The 13,467-nt window shown below is 48.2% G+C and carries 8 protein-coding genes; 3 read left to right on the top strand and 5 right to left on the bottom strand.

Annotation, left to right across the window (positions count from 1 at the left end):
• Positions 1-33: 33 nt before the first annotated feature.
• Positions 34-2,628 (top strand): T9SS type A sorting domain-containing protein, encoded by a 2,595-nt coding sequence (locus NBH07_RS14255; RefSeq protein ID WP_009018737.1) that lies wholly within the window; start codon positions 34-36, stop codon positions 2,626-2,628.
• A gap of 64 nt (positions 2,629-2,692) precedes the next feature.
• On the opposite strand, the gene NBH07_RS14250 is transcribed toward NBH07_RS14255, so the two are convergent.
• A complete protein-coding gene (locus NBH07_RS14250; RefSeq protein ID WP_005864022.1) occupies positions 2,693-3,706 on the bottom strand; it encodes an ATP-dependent 6-phosphofructokinase in 1,014 nt (337 codons plus the stop codon).
• Between the two features lie 80 nt (positions 3,707-3,786).
• Between NBH07_RS14250 and NBH07_RS14245 the strand changes: the two genes are divergently transcribed.
• Positions 3,787-5,304, top strand: a complete 1,518-nt coding sequence (locus NBH07_RS14245; RefSeq protein WP_005864020.1) for a GH3 auxin-responsive promoter family protein — start codon at positions 3,787-3,789, stop codon at positions 5,302-5,304.
• Positions 5,305-5,333: 29 nt separating this feature from the next.
• Here the strand turns inward: NBH07_RS14245 and NBH07_RS14240 are convergent, their stop codons facing one another.
• The 4 genes from NBH07_RS14240 to NBH07_RS14225 form a co-directional block, all read right to left on the bottom strand.
• Positions 5,334-6,119, bottom strand: a complete 786-nt coding sequence (locus NBH07_RS14240; protein ID WP_005864018.1) for a phosphatase PAP2 family protein — start codon at positions 6,117-6,119, stop codon at positions 5,334-5,336.
• On the bottom strand, positions 6,109-7,947 hold the full coding sequence (locus NBH07_RS14235) for a right-handed parallel beta-helix repeat-containing protein (protein WP_009018738.1): 1,839 nt from the start codon (positions 7,945-7,947) through the stop codon (positions 6,109-6,111). Before NBH07_RS14235 ends, NBH07_RS14240 begins: the two co-directional genes overlap by 11 nt.
• 251 nt (positions 7,948-8,198) lie before the next feature.
• Positions 8,199-9,467 (bottom strand): sensor histidine kinase, encoded by a 1,269-nt coding sequence (locus tag NBH07_RS14230; protein ID WP_009018739.1) that lies wholly within the window; start codon positions 9,465-9,467, stop codon positions 8,199-8,201.
• On the bottom strand, positions 9,464-10,831 hold the full coding sequence (locus NBH07_RS14225) for a sigma-54-dependent transcriptional regulator (RefSeq protein WP_011967021.1): 1,368 nt from the start codon (positions 10,829-10,831) through the stop codon (positions 9,464-9,466). Before NBH07_RS14225 ends, NBH07_RS14230 begins: the two co-directional genes overlap by 4 nt.
• 195 nt (positions 10,832-11,026) lie before the next feature.
• Between NBH07_RS14225 and NBH07_RS14220 the strand changes: the two genes are divergently transcribed.
• The gene (locus NBH07_RS14220) at positions 11,027-13,393 is read left to right on the top strand and encodes an ABC transporter permease (protein WP_009018741.1); all 2,367 of its coding nucleotides are present in this window, start codon (positions 11,027-11,029) and stop codon (positions 13,391-13,393) included.
• The last annotated feature ends 74 nt before the right edge of the window (positions 13,394-13,467 follow it).

The following is a 13,467-nucleotide window of genomic DNA, read 5'->3' as shown; positions in this document are numbered from 1 at the left end:
TATATAAGAATAAGCTCATATAAAGTTGTATGTATGAAAAAACAGTACAGTAAATTTCTCCGAATATTAATAACCAGCATATTATATATCGGCTATTTCTCGATTTCAAGTTCGTTGGCGCAGATCAGCGAAGGAGGACTCCCCCCCAGCTTTCAATTCGCAGGTTCACTTCGAAGTGAAAAGCTAGCAGAACAAGTTCCAGTGAATTTCAGTGTGGAAGACCTCAAGACGGTCGATGCGTGGAGGGTCAGCCAAGGCGCTCCGTTGCGTGTAGCCAAGTCGATACCAACCAGCTTCGACATCGCCGATAGTGGCGATTGGATTTCACTACCCGACGGCAGCCAAGTATGGCAACTTCACCTTCAAGCGAAAGGAGCGATCGCCTTGATCCTGTATTACTCCGATTTTTATATACCCAAAGGTGCCCGGTTATACCTGTATAACGCAGCGAAAACCCAAGTATTGGGTGCCTATACGCATCGTACGCATCCTGAAAACGGACCGTTCGCAACCCAAGCCGTAGCAGGCGATGAGGTGATCCTCGAATATGTACCGGCACCATCCGGCGAGACACCTCGACTACGCATCCGGGAGGTCGGTTACGGGTATAATCATCTTGAAGCGATCATGCCAGAAGTACAGGAAGCGCCGGGAGCCGGCTTTTCAGAAGCTTGCGAAGTGAATATCAATTGCGAGGAGGGAGCCGATTGGCAGGAGCAAAAGAAGGGGGTGATACAAATGATTCAATACATCCGTAATAAAGAGGGAGAAGGAGGAAGCTATATTTGTACGGCTTCTCTGGTAAATAATACGGCCCGTGACAAAAAGCCTTATGTATTATCCGCCTTCCATTGTTCGCAAGATATGCTGGGCGAACAGACGGTTACTCCCGAGGAATTAGCAGTCTGGTTGTTTTATTTCCACCAAGAACATGTGGGCTGCGATAATGAGTCACCCATTTATCCGATAAAAACCATGGTAGGATGTACACGGAAAGCCTCTACCCCTGTCGAAAACGGTTCCGACGGACTGTTGCTGTTGCTTAACGACGAGATCCCCGACGATTATAATGTATTCTTTAACGGATGGGATCGTTCAAATATGCTTTCACTCTCGGGCGTAGGCATCCATCATCCTTCCGGCGATTATATGAAAATCTCCACCTATGGAAATTATCCGACAGAATCGATTACATGGCGTAATAGTGATGTTGGGAAAACCGGGGCCACGAACGCTCATTGGAACGCGACTTTCGATGCCACGCTAAACGGACACGGGGTGACCGAGGGAGGTTCTTCCGGCTCGCCTTTATTTAATAGCAAAGGTTTGATTATAGGTACGCTGAGCGGTGGAAGCTCCAGTTGCGAACTGCCCGAAGGATTGAATTTATACGGTAAATTGTATTATCACTGGAATAAATACAGTGATAATGATACAGCCCGGATGGATGTCTGGCTAGATCCACTCGGAACGGGCGTCACCTCGTTGCAGGGAATGACGCAGGATGGGAAAACGATCGGAAACGAGTATGAAAGTCCGACTGATTTGAAATACAAACAGATCTCCACGGGTGAGATTCAACTGACATGGAATGCCCCAGTCCTCGAAAAAATAGCTGGTTGGGGATCACAAGATCGTTATCAACAGTTCGGTCTCGGAGGAGATCCATTCTATTTCGCTCAGAAATGGGATACGAAAGATCTACAACCGGTGCATAAAAAAACGATCCGGAAGGTTAATTTCTATCCGCAGGAAGGAGTCACCTATGGAGTCTATATCAAACAGGGAAACCGGGAGTATGAAGAGAGTTTCACTCAACTGAAATCAGGTAAAATAAATTCGGTCACACTTAAAACACCATTCGTAATCGACGCGAAGCAGGATTTACTGGTAGCCATTCATGTGATAAGCTATGCCAATAACACATACCCGGCATGTTCCGATGAAGGCCCCGCAGTCGATGGAAAAGGGAATTTATATTCTTTGGACGGAAAAAAATGGGAAACATTCTCAGATGATGAGCTAGATGCCAATGTTGTGTTATCGATCGTAATAAGCGCGGAAGAAGGTGAGTTCCCCTCAAGTTCCGTATTCTCCACGAGCACTTTCTCGGAGAAACCGCAACCCATGAGAACGGGCCGATTATCATTCCGGAAACTGGCTATCGCCTCCGATGCGCAAGAAGCAGAGTTGATTACGGCTTTTCCGGAGCTGACCGGTTATAAGGTATATCAAGATACTCGGGAACTGACGACATTACCTGTTTCTCAACGGAATTATACGGTGAAAAATCTGGCAACAAGTACCCCTCTGCTCCAAGTAACGGCACTTTATGGTACCGACGAGAGCGCCCCGGCTACGGTAATTCCGGAAACGAGCGTAGGTAACGAACTGAAGCCAACAGACGAAGAAGTAGATATTCAACCACGTATCTTCTCGAATGAAGTACAGATCCAGAATTATCAACAACTGAAATCGCTTGAGATCTACAGGGCCGATGGAAAGTTGATACGTAGCGTCCCGCAACCGGGAAGCAGTCTCAGCACGGGTGATTTTGCCACTGGAATGTATATCTTCCGCTTGACTACCGAAAAGGGAAGCCAAACCGTTCAAGGTATTAAAAAATAAACGGCCGCCTACTAGTATAAAGTAAAAAAGGTTGTGCGTTCTCTGACACACAACCTTTTTTATTTTATTTCCCGAATGTTACCCCCATCCGTTTTCCTTGTACGATCAAATCATGATCCGGTGTCACTAATTTTAGTTTTCCCGCTACTTCTAACAAGGGAATGGATTCTACCCTATCTCCTTTCATACAAACCATACGTCCGAATTCACCATTAGCGATCAGTTCCGTGGCATGGCCTCCCAAGCGAGTCGCAAGGTTACGGTCGAACGGAGAGGGGTTTCCACCCCGTTGGGTGTATCCCAATACGGTATCCCGGGTCTCGATACCCGTTCCCGCCTCGATAGCCCGGGTAATATAATCAGAAGGACGCTTTTTATCCGGAGTCTCGATACCCTCGGCTACTACAACGATGGAATAAGGTTTGCCCCTGCGAGCCCGATCCAAGATCGCCTCGTTCACCTTATCGATATCGTATCCCAATTCCGGAAGTAAGATCACGTCGGCACCTCCAGCCATCCCGGCATACAAGGCGATCCATCCGGCATGATGGCCCATCACCTCCACGACCATCACCCGCTTATGTGAACTAGCCGTAGAATGAAGACGGTCTATAGATTCCGTGGCGATATTCACGGCGGTATTAAAACCGAACGTAATATCCGTACCCCATATGTCATTATCGATTGTCTTGGGAACGCCTATCACGTTCAATCCGATCTGAGATAACAGATTGGCCGTCTTCTGCGTACCGTTTCCTCCGATACAAACCAAGCAGTCCAGCCCCAGCTCCTCATAATTTTTCTTAATGATCTCCGGCTTTTCCGAATCTCCCGAGGCCAAGAGCTTACGGAAAGGCTTCTCTCTGGACGTTCCTAAAATGGTTCCCCCTAAATTTAATATGCCGGATAAGCTCCGTTCATCGAAAACTTGGACGTCTTTATTCAAAAGACCTATAAAACCGCTATGAATACCTATCACTTCCATGCCGTAATGCATGATAGCGGTCTTGCCAACACCACGGATCGTAGCGTTGATACCGGGGCAATCGCCACCCGATGAGAGAATCCCTATTTTCATCGTAACGTTAATTTAGTACCTAGCAAAGATATAAATAAAAAGAGAATGCCTACATTTGCACTCGAACAAATAAAAAGAGCATGGATATTTTAACACAGACGATTTCGCTCCTTTTCCGCCATCGACAAACGGAGATCGGACGATTTGGGCAGGATATAGACCATATCCAGCGCAAACAGCTGCATGCTCTGCTTTCGACGGCACGCAAGACGGAATGGGGACTCAAATATGATTATAAAAGCATTCGCTCTTATTCTGACTTCTGCCAACGTCTTCCCTTACAGACTTATGACGAGATAAAGCCGTATGTCACCCGAATGATAAACGGAGAAAGGAATATTCTCTGGCCTTCGGTGGTGCGGTGGTACGCTAAGAGTAGCGGGACCACGAACGACAAAAGTAAATTCCTGCCCGTCACCCCCGAGATATTAAAGGGTTGCCACTATAAAGGCGGCTTTGATTGCGTAGCCATCTATCTGCGGAACAACCCGGAAAGCCGTTTCTTCTCCAAGAAAGGCTTGATATTGGGCGGTAGCCATAGCCCTTCCCCGCTAAACTCCGAGGCTCATCAAGGCGACTTATCCGCCGTATTACTTCAAAATCTCAATCCGCTCGTCAATTTAATACGCGTCCCCAAGAAACCCATTATCCTAATGGATGAATGGGAAAGCAAGATCAAGGCGATCGTGGAGAACACTTGGAATAAGGATGTAAACAGCCTATCCGGTGTTCCTTCTTGGATGTTGGTATTGATCAAGGCCGTATTGAAAAAAACGGGTAGGGAATATCTTACGGACGTATGGCCAAATCTGGAGGTCTTCTTCCATGGGGGAATCAGTTTCGAGCCTTACCGGGAGCAATATAAAACCTTGATTCCATCGAATAAGATGCATTATATGGAGACCTATAACGCATCCGAGGGCTTCTTCGGGCTGCAAGACGATCCGACAGACCCCAGTTTGCTTATGATGCCGGATTACGGTATTTTCTATGAGTTCATCCCGATGAACGAGGTGGGTAGCGCCCATCCGACCGTGTTACCGCTGGAATCGGTAGAGACCGGGAAAAACTACGCGATGGTGATCACGACCTCAGGAGGATTATGGCGCTATCAGATCGGGGATACGGTACGTTTCACCTCGTTATTCCCTCATAAATTCGTTATCTCCGGACGTACCAAGCACTTTATCAACGCCTTCGGCGAGGAGCTAATGGTGGATAACGCCGATAAGGCGATCGCCATGACTTGCCTACGAACCGGGGCGAAAGTAAAAGAATATACCGCCGCCCCACTTTTTATGCTGGATAAGGCGAAAGGACGGCACCAATGGTTTATCGAGTTTGACAAGAAACCGGAATCTCTCGATGAATTCGCCACTTTATTAGATCAGAACTTACAAAAGCTGAACTCGGACTATGAGGCGAAGCGGTATAAAGAGATCTCCCTCCAACCGCTGGAAATCGTTATCGCCCACGACGGCGCTTTCTATGAATGGCTCAAGCAGAAAGGCAAATTAGGCGGCCAACACAAGATCCCACGCCTCAGCAACGACCGCACGCATATAGAGGAGCTTTTGCGCATCAACCAGTCTCTATAAGCCGACATGCGCTTGATCCATAAGACGCATTAAAATTGATAAGTCAGATAGAATCCCGCCATATTCGAACTGAATACCGGAGCGGCCACGATCGGGCAGTTCTTCACATTTCGATTGATCCGCCGGGCGATAGCGTTACGAATCGGGAAATAGATCAGATACGATAACTCAACCGACAAGATACCGAAGCCGGCACCAGCCACTACATCCGCCACCCAATGCCTGTTATTGTATAAGCGGGAACCCGCCACGAACGCCGCTATCGCATAACCCGAGTAAGCGAGTATAGGTGAGCTATCCTTAAATTCCTTATAAGCCATATGCGCCCCTAAGAAAGCATTCGAGGTATGTCCGGAAGGAAACGAATAAGGCGCCCCATCCGGGCGAGGCTCATTTACCCAGTTCTTCAGTCCATGCACCATCAATCCGTTCATCCCCTCCGCTAAAGCGACCAAGCAAAGTTGGTCCACCCAGTTATGCTTCTCTTTTCCCATAAGGTCGCAGACAAATACCCAACCGAGCATTCCCCACTCCAAGTAATTGTCGATATGGATTTGCTTCACGGAATCTTTCCGGGAAAACAGGTGAAAGTCATTCATCCCGTCAATCGCCGTGCCTACGGCTCCCACCGTTATCAATGAGGCCGGAAGAATCAAGCTTTTCGGGTTAAACTTATAGGCAACGACAGGCATTCTCTCCTTGACAGGGGCTTGAGAACGTACGTTTAACGTATCGAGATCACCAACGCCGGCGAACGCAATGTTTACGAAGCCTATCAAAAGGCTTACCAAGACGATTAATTTCCTATATATCATATCCGTTATTTTCCTCTAAGACATCCCTCTCCCGGATAAACCCTTCATCAAAATAGTTGTTCTCTATTTTCGAGTGGATCACCCGCTGGAAATAGAAACGATAGTTATTCCAATGGAAAGCCGGATATTCCTTATTTTGTTTGACAATATTATTCGTGAACACCAACCCGTCCACGGACTTGGCGTATACCAAAGGTCTGTCGAACGTGATAAACTCATTCGCGTCGATCACGATATCACTATGGAAATATTTCCTTTGCGACGCTAAATCCGGGATTTCGGGATAAATAGAGATAATAGCGTTCGTAAATTGGAACATATTCGTCAAGGAGTTGATGAACTTATTCTTACGGATCAACACGTTCCGGCAAGCGCCGGTCTCGAACCAGCCGTTGCAATCACCGCACAGCAGGATCGCCGTCCCCGAGGTATGATCGAAAACATTATTCTCTACGACCGTTTGCCGAGGCGTGCTGAACAAGGAACCGCGGGCACGGTTATTACGGATTAAGTTATCCGAGAATAGGACCGTCGGTGTCCACTCCAGATTCTCTATGCCGAAACCGCTTCCCTCATGGATCGAAGGATTCACCGTATTCTCAAACCGGATCTCGAACTCCTTCGCCCCTCGGTAATCCGGTTGATCTACCGCCTTGATAGCGGTAATCCGGTTTCTCGCCCCTATCAATTCCATGGTGCTCGAATGGATGAACTGCACGGAATCCCCTACCCTTCCCCATTCGAAACCATACGATTGCGGGTGCATATACCGGCCTACCAAGGTAGAGTCATTCACTCGTCTCACCACTTTCAGGTAAGTTCCATGCACATTGATAGCGTCGTCCATCATCCCTTCGTACAAACCATTCTTGGAGATGATCGCTCCCTTGCAGGCCGAGAAATGGGTAGCGTCCGCCTGTGTCGTGAAATACCGCGGATCGTCCGCCCCTTTCAAGCAAACGGAGAAACCATCCAGCGTGATATTCTCGCTCATTTGCGCCAAGAGGCCCATTCCCTCGGCATAATGAACCTTGATATTCTCCAGAGTCGTATTCACGTCATGATACAGGAAGACACCGGGAGCCGGGCGTTCCCAAGAACGCATGGCGATCACCGTACCGGGCACCAAACGGTTGTCTTTCCAACGGGGAGACTTTATCAGCCTTGGAGAAACCTCGATCAAGCCCCGCACGCCTACCGGGATATCGCTTGTATTATACACCAAATGACGTGTATCTCCCTCGAAGGCGATACCGGAACCGGGAGTCAACTCCCAGCCTTCTCCCTTCGCTACAAACACGCTATCCCGTATCTCATAGTGTACCCACGGAGCCACCTCGAAAGTGATCCCACCATTCACCGTATCGTTCTCCACCACTTTTACCTGTGAAATCTGAGGGTGCTTGAAGTCTATACTAAAGTTTTTCAAGACACAATTCCTCGAATCCAGCAAAGAGACCGGCAACATCCTGCCGTGGAAGATTAACTCCGAACCTTGCCCGTCGAACACCATATTCTTCATCCCCTCGAAAGGCAAGCCTACTTTCTTCGGATTCATTTGATCATGATTCGAGATGAAATAGACACGCTCCGCCGCGCTATCGGGATAAAACTCATAGCGGCCCTTAGGCAAGGTCACCACAATTGTCTGGTTTTCCTCGCATTTCTCCCGTATCTGCTCCAATGCCCTCGCCATAGCGGGCGCATTATCCACATTCTCGACCGGGGATAAACCATAAGCCGACAAATCATACCTCCCTTCCGTAGAACAAGCGCTTCCAAACAGGGAATAAAGCAGGACAACTGCCCCCCATAGATACCATTTCATAGAAAATCAATTAAATATATCCGCGAAGGTATGTATTTTACAGGGTAAGCGCACTAAAAACAGACAACAACTTTCCGTCTCATGAATCCTATCACGAATCTCCTATAATAGCAGCCTGAGTTTTCTCCTAATAAAACAAAAGTTTCCTCAGTAAGAAACTTTTATTTCCCTATATAGAAACGAAAGTTTTTCCTTGAAGAAACTAAAGTTTTCCGTATAAGAAATTTAGAAAAACTGCAATAGACTGATAATCAATTAAAGTACAAAAAGAAACAGCTACCCTTTCCATTCTCGGATTCTACCGAGATATGGCCGCCATGCAAGGTGATTATTTGCTTACAGATGCTTAAACCGATACCCGAGCCGGAGGGCTTGGTGGTGAAGAAAGGTACAAAAACCCGGTCGATCACCTCGGGTAAGACACCGATACCGTTGTCTCGCACGGTAAAGACGAGTTCGTTTCCCTCCTGCTGAGCCGCCACGATAATCTCGGGGTTTGACTTTTCCGCACAAGCCTCACAAGCATTCTTCAGTAAGTTCAAGAAGACCTGCTCCATCTGCGCCCGATCCGCAAACCATTCCAGAGGCTCGTCCGGCAAGCGGAAACGGATAGAAGGCTCAGGGCACAAACGCCCTAAATCCGAAAAGAAATCTTTCACTAAGATACGGGTCTTTACCGGAGAGGCGATCCGGGTCAATCTCCGGTAATTCTCAACGAAATCCAGCAACCCTTTACTCCGGCGATGGATGACATTTACCCCATGCTGGATATACGAACGATTCCGGACATCATCCGGATCTGCTTTGCAACGCTTGCTCAAGGTCTCGGACAACGAGATAACGGGTGTGATGGAGTTCATGATCTCGTGCGTCAAGACACGGATCAATTTCTGCCAAGCCTCCATCTCATTCCGCTCCAAGGTAGAATGGATGTTCTTCAAGCTGACGATCCAACGCTCGCAACCTCGCAAGTCGATACGAGTGGCATCGATCGCCCAATCTTGCGGAACGGATGGTTTTCCGTAACGCACCACCGTCTTCCCCGCCTTGATAGCCTCCAAAAACTCATTGGGTAACCGACACCTCGTATCCAGCAACGCGTCGGCGGTCCGGTTCTTCCATTCAATAGCCCCTTCCTTGTCGGTAACAAGTACGGCTGTATCCACCTTATTCAACAGGCTCTCAAAATACTGCCGCCTCACCTCCTCGTCCATCAATCGGCCACGCAAGGATCGCAGGGCTGCGGACAAATCGTCCGCCAACTCCCGCATCACCTTATCCTCGTAAGGTGAACGAACGATCTGGATCAAGTCTTGCTGCCGCAAGCAATCCACCACATAACGCCAATACTTCACCTGCCGCATCTGTATGAAATAAAGATGAATCGAGAAATACAAGATCGCGATCCCGCAAAAAGTAGGACAAAAGATAATCTCCTCATGCACGCAATAGAACAGGAGTCCCGTAGACAAGACGATGCCTACGATGTGCGAGATGACCGTGAACGCATACGATCTCATAAGCCGAACTTCTCTATTTTACGATACAAGGAAAAACGGGTGATACCCAATAGCTCGGCGGCATAGCTCATATTACCATTGCTTTGCCGCAAGGCTCGCTCGATGATTTTCCGCTCGGCTTGCTCTAGATTCAAATCAGGGTCCAGCTCCTTCTTCCGCTCGTAAGAGGCTGTATAGAGAGGGAAATCATCCGGTCTCAGCACCGTACCCTCGTTCAAGATCACGGCTCGCTCCAAAACATGCTGCAACTCCCGGACATTACCGGGCCAAGGGTATTTCATCAGCTTACTCCCCGCCTCCCGGCTCAACCCTTTGATCGTTTTCTTGTATTTCCGGCTATACAGCCTCTGGAAATGATCGGCCAGCATCAAGATATCCTCTCCCCGCTCACGCAGCGGTGGTATGGCTATCTCTATGGTATTGATCCGATAGAGCAAGTCTTGCCGGAAACTCCCCTCGCCCACCAGCTGACGCAGATTGGCGTTGGTGGCGCAGATCAAACGAACATCGATCGAGATCGGTTCCACCGCTCCCAAACGGGTGATATGACGTTTCTCTATAGCTGTCAGCAATTTAGATTGCATCGGCAAGGACAGGTTACCGATCTCGTCCAGAAAGAGCGTACCGCCGGAAGCCATCTCCATACGTCCCGGCTTGGATCTTCGGGCATCCGTGAAGGCACCTTTCTCATAGCCGAACAACTCACTCTCAAATAATTGTTCCGGGATACTTCCCAAGTCGATCGTCACGAAAGCATCGTCACGCCGGGGCGAGTAATGCCTCAACAAACGGGCAACCAGATCTTTTCCGGTACCGCTCTCACCGGTAATCAATATATTCGCGTCGGTCTCCACAAGTTTGTAGATCGTGTCTTTTACCTTCAGCATAGCCGGCGACTCACCGATCAATTCCGGCAATGTGTCGTCCTCCTTCATGGCTTTCATTTGCTCTCGCAAACGTCCTACCTCCTTACGGGAATGGCTCAATCGAATGCCCGACGAGAGGGTAGCCAGCAACTTCTCCGTTTCCCACGGCTTGGAGATGAAATCGGTAGCTCCTACCTTAATGGCCTTGACCGCCTTCTCTATATCCGAATAGGCCGTCATGAAGATCACGACCGCCTGCGGATCGATCTCCAAGATTTGTCCCAAATACTCAAAACCCTCCTGCCCGCTCACGGCATCCCGATGGAAATTCATATCCAGCAAGACCACGTCCGGTTGAAACGTCCGCATGAAATACTCGATGCGTGCCGGTTGTGTCGTTACCTTCACCTTTTGCATGTACGGCTCCAACAGTAAGTTCAATGCGAACAACACATCCTTATTATCGTCGATGATCAATATCTTTCCTTTTTCTTCCATACGGACAAAGATAAAGGGAATAAAGACAGCTTGTACGTGCATTATCGCACAAAAAATGTACGCTATCGCACTACATGAAGAAATACAGATTTTTCTATGATTCTATTTTCTAATACGTTACATTTATGGCATGATATTTGAATCGGATTCAGCGAAATTGAGTCATCAGCGATATTATCAAAAAACGGAATTGCCATGTTAATACATTACTGTGTCATTGCCTTCAAAAACATCTGGAAGTATAAAGTCAGCGCCTCCATCAGTATCCTAGGGTTGGCTTTCGCCCTCGTCTGTTTCGTGCCCATACTCTATTGGATGGATCATGAGACCGCTTACGATTCTTTCTACAAGGATTCCGAATCCATCTACCGTGTCTATAGCGTAGAGAAACAATCCGGGAAAGTAAACAAAGGAGCCTCGAAAGGTATCGAGAATAGCCTACGAGAGCAAGTCCCAGCTATCGAAGCCTCCACCACGCTTATGCTTTCAACCGAAAACTGCCGTACCCAAGCGACTCCTTATATCCAAATGAATATGCTTTATACGGACAGCACGTTCCTAGAGGTATTCCCGCAATCTTTCGTTTGTGGAGAAATGAGTCATCCGCTACAAATCGTAAACAACATGATCTTGAGCGAAAGCATGGCGGTCCGTCTATTTGGCGACGCGGAAAAGGCGATCGGACAACCGATACACACCTTGATGAGAGCCTCCTTGCCTCCCTACATCGTCACGGCGGTGGTAAAAGATCCACCGGCTCATACCAATCTACTGTTCGACGCGATCATCAACCATAACATGATACAGCATTTCTCCCAGTTACCTCCAGAGGCACAATGGAGCTTCTTCGTGATGGACTTATACGTGAAACTCCATCCAAGCGCAGACCCAAAAGCCTTCGCCAATCAACTAAAAGAGCTACCCGAACGTATCGGGGTGAACAAGGAGATCGAGTTGCGAACACTCCCCATCCGTGAGATCCGGCATCATCTGAATGAAGATACACCTTTTACCTTAAATTTCATCGGCTTGTTTGTCGTATCTGGTGCCCTATTATTGTTTGCCGCCCTCTTCAATTTCTTGAATTCCTATATGGATCTCTTTCGGCAACGTGTGCGGGAATGGCGTTTACGGACGGTCAACGGCGCAACGAGAAAGCAATTGATCGAACAAATGTCTGTCGAACTAGGCTGTTCCGTACTTGCATCCTTGTTGGTAGCCTTGATCTTCATAGTCCAAGTCAAGCCGCTTTTCGCCCGATGGCTGGAGATTGATTTGGAGATGGGCCGGTTCCTGTTTCTTTTCGCAGGGGTAGGTATAGGTACATTCCTCATCCTCCAATGTACAGGATTAGTATTCTTCGGGCAGTTCAGCCATACGGCAACCACCTCGCTCGTTCCCAAAGAGACAGTCAAACCCCTTTTGTTACGCCGCATGGCCGTGACCTTACAATTGATGATCAGTATCCTGTTCATCGTAGCATCGCTGGTTGTCATGGAGCAAATGCGATTCGTAAATCAAAAAGATTTAGGTTTCGATCCAAAAGGCCTTATCCAACTATCCGGCTTCGTAGACGTATCCGGGAAAATAGAATCCACGTTGATGCAAGAGTTAAGTGCCCTGCCGCAGGTCAAAAGTTTCACCGACACGAACTTTAAGCCTCAACATCATGTCGATCCCATGGCGATCTTCACGAATGTGGAATGGGAGGGAAAACCGCTGGACACAAAGGTGGACTTCCACCTCTATGGAACCGATCACCGATTTGGTGAGACCTTCGACCTAAAGATGTTAATGGGCCGATGGTGGACAGAAGGCAACGAACTTAGTGTCGTGCTCAACGAGTCGGCGGTTCGTGCCATGGGCTTACAAGACCCAGTCGGCAGCATCATCCGTATGCCGTGGTGGTCAGATTTCAGCGTGATCAAAGAATACGAGATCGTCGGTGTCGTCAACGATTTCCATGCGCTATCTTTCCGGGAAAGTATCCATCCGATGCTATTCATTCCTTCGGGTGGACTGGTGAATAATCTGTATATCCGGGTCATACCGGGTGAGGAAGGAAACGTCACCCACCGTATCACGGAGCTACTGCCCAAGATTGACCCGACATTAGCGGACACCCAACTCACCCCGATCGGAACGCTTTACGATCAACTGAACCAATCCGAGATCGTCGGGCTGAAGATCTTCTCGTTCCTCGCTTTCGCTTGTTTGCTAATCTCCTTGTTCGGCATCTACGCCGTCGCTACAGCCTCCACGAAACGGCGGCGTAAAGAGATCGCTATCCGGAAAGTAGTAGGCTCGAAAGCCTCCGAGATCATTTTCTTGTTCTTCAAGGAATACATGCGATTAATTGTCATCGCCGGAATCATCGCTTTCCCGATCAGCTATCTCGTCATGAACTACTGGTTGCAAGGCTACGCCTATCGCATCCAAATCCAGATCTGGTGGTTGGTGGGAATATTCATCACCATTACCAGCATGGTTCTAGGTACGATACGTGAACAGGTATGTAAGGCAGCCAATGAGAATCCGTCGGAAGTCATCAAGAGTCAATGAATGCCTATGAAAACTACAGACTATTCACGATCAGCTTGATAATACCAAGGATTTTATGTAAGTTCGCGATTCCT

Source organism: Parabacteroides sp. B2-S-102, assembly GCF_023656665.1.
GTDB lineage: Bacteria > Bacteroidota > Bacteroidia > Bacteroidales > Tannerellaceae > Parabacteroides > Parabacteroides distasonis.
The sequence above is the reverse complement of the archived record's forward strand: the minus strand, read 5'-3'. Positions and strand labels throughout refer to the sequence as shown.

Excerpts from the sequence above, each read along its gene's own strand:
- NBH07_RS14225 (WP_011967021.1), bottom strand. The coding sequence starts at position 10,831 with ATGGAAGAAAAAGGAAAGATATTGATCATCGACGATAATAAGGATGTG.
- NBH07_RS14240 (WP_005864018.1), bottom strand. The coding sequence starts at position 6,119 with ATGATATATAGGAAATTAATCGTCTTGGTAAGCCTTTTGATAGGCTTC.
- NBH07_RS14220 (WP_009018741.1), top strand. The coding sequence starts at position 11,027 with ATGTTAATACATTACTGTGTCATTGCCTTCAAAAACATCTGGAAGTAT.
- NBH07_RS14245 (WP_005864020.1), top strand. The coding sequence starts at position 3,787 with ATGGATATTTTAACACAGACGATTTCGCTCCTTTTCCGCCATCGACAA.
- NBH07_RS14235 (WP_009018738.1), bottom strand. The coding sequence starts at position 7,947 with ATGAAATGGTATCTATGGGGGGCAGTTGTCCTGCTTTATTCCCTGTTT.
- NBH07_RS14250 (WP_005864022.1), bottom strand. The coding sequence starts at position 3,706 with ATGAAAATAGGGATTCTCTCATCGGGTGGCGATTGCCCCGGTATCAAC.
- NBH07_RS14255 (WP_009018737.1), top strand. The coding sequence starts at position 34 with ATGAAAAAACAGTACAGTAAATTTCTCCGAATATTAATAACCAGCATA.
- NBH07_RS14230 (WP_009018739.1), bottom strand. The coding sequence starts at position 9,467 with ATGAGATCGTATGCGTTCACGGTCATCTCGCACATCGTAGGCATCGTC.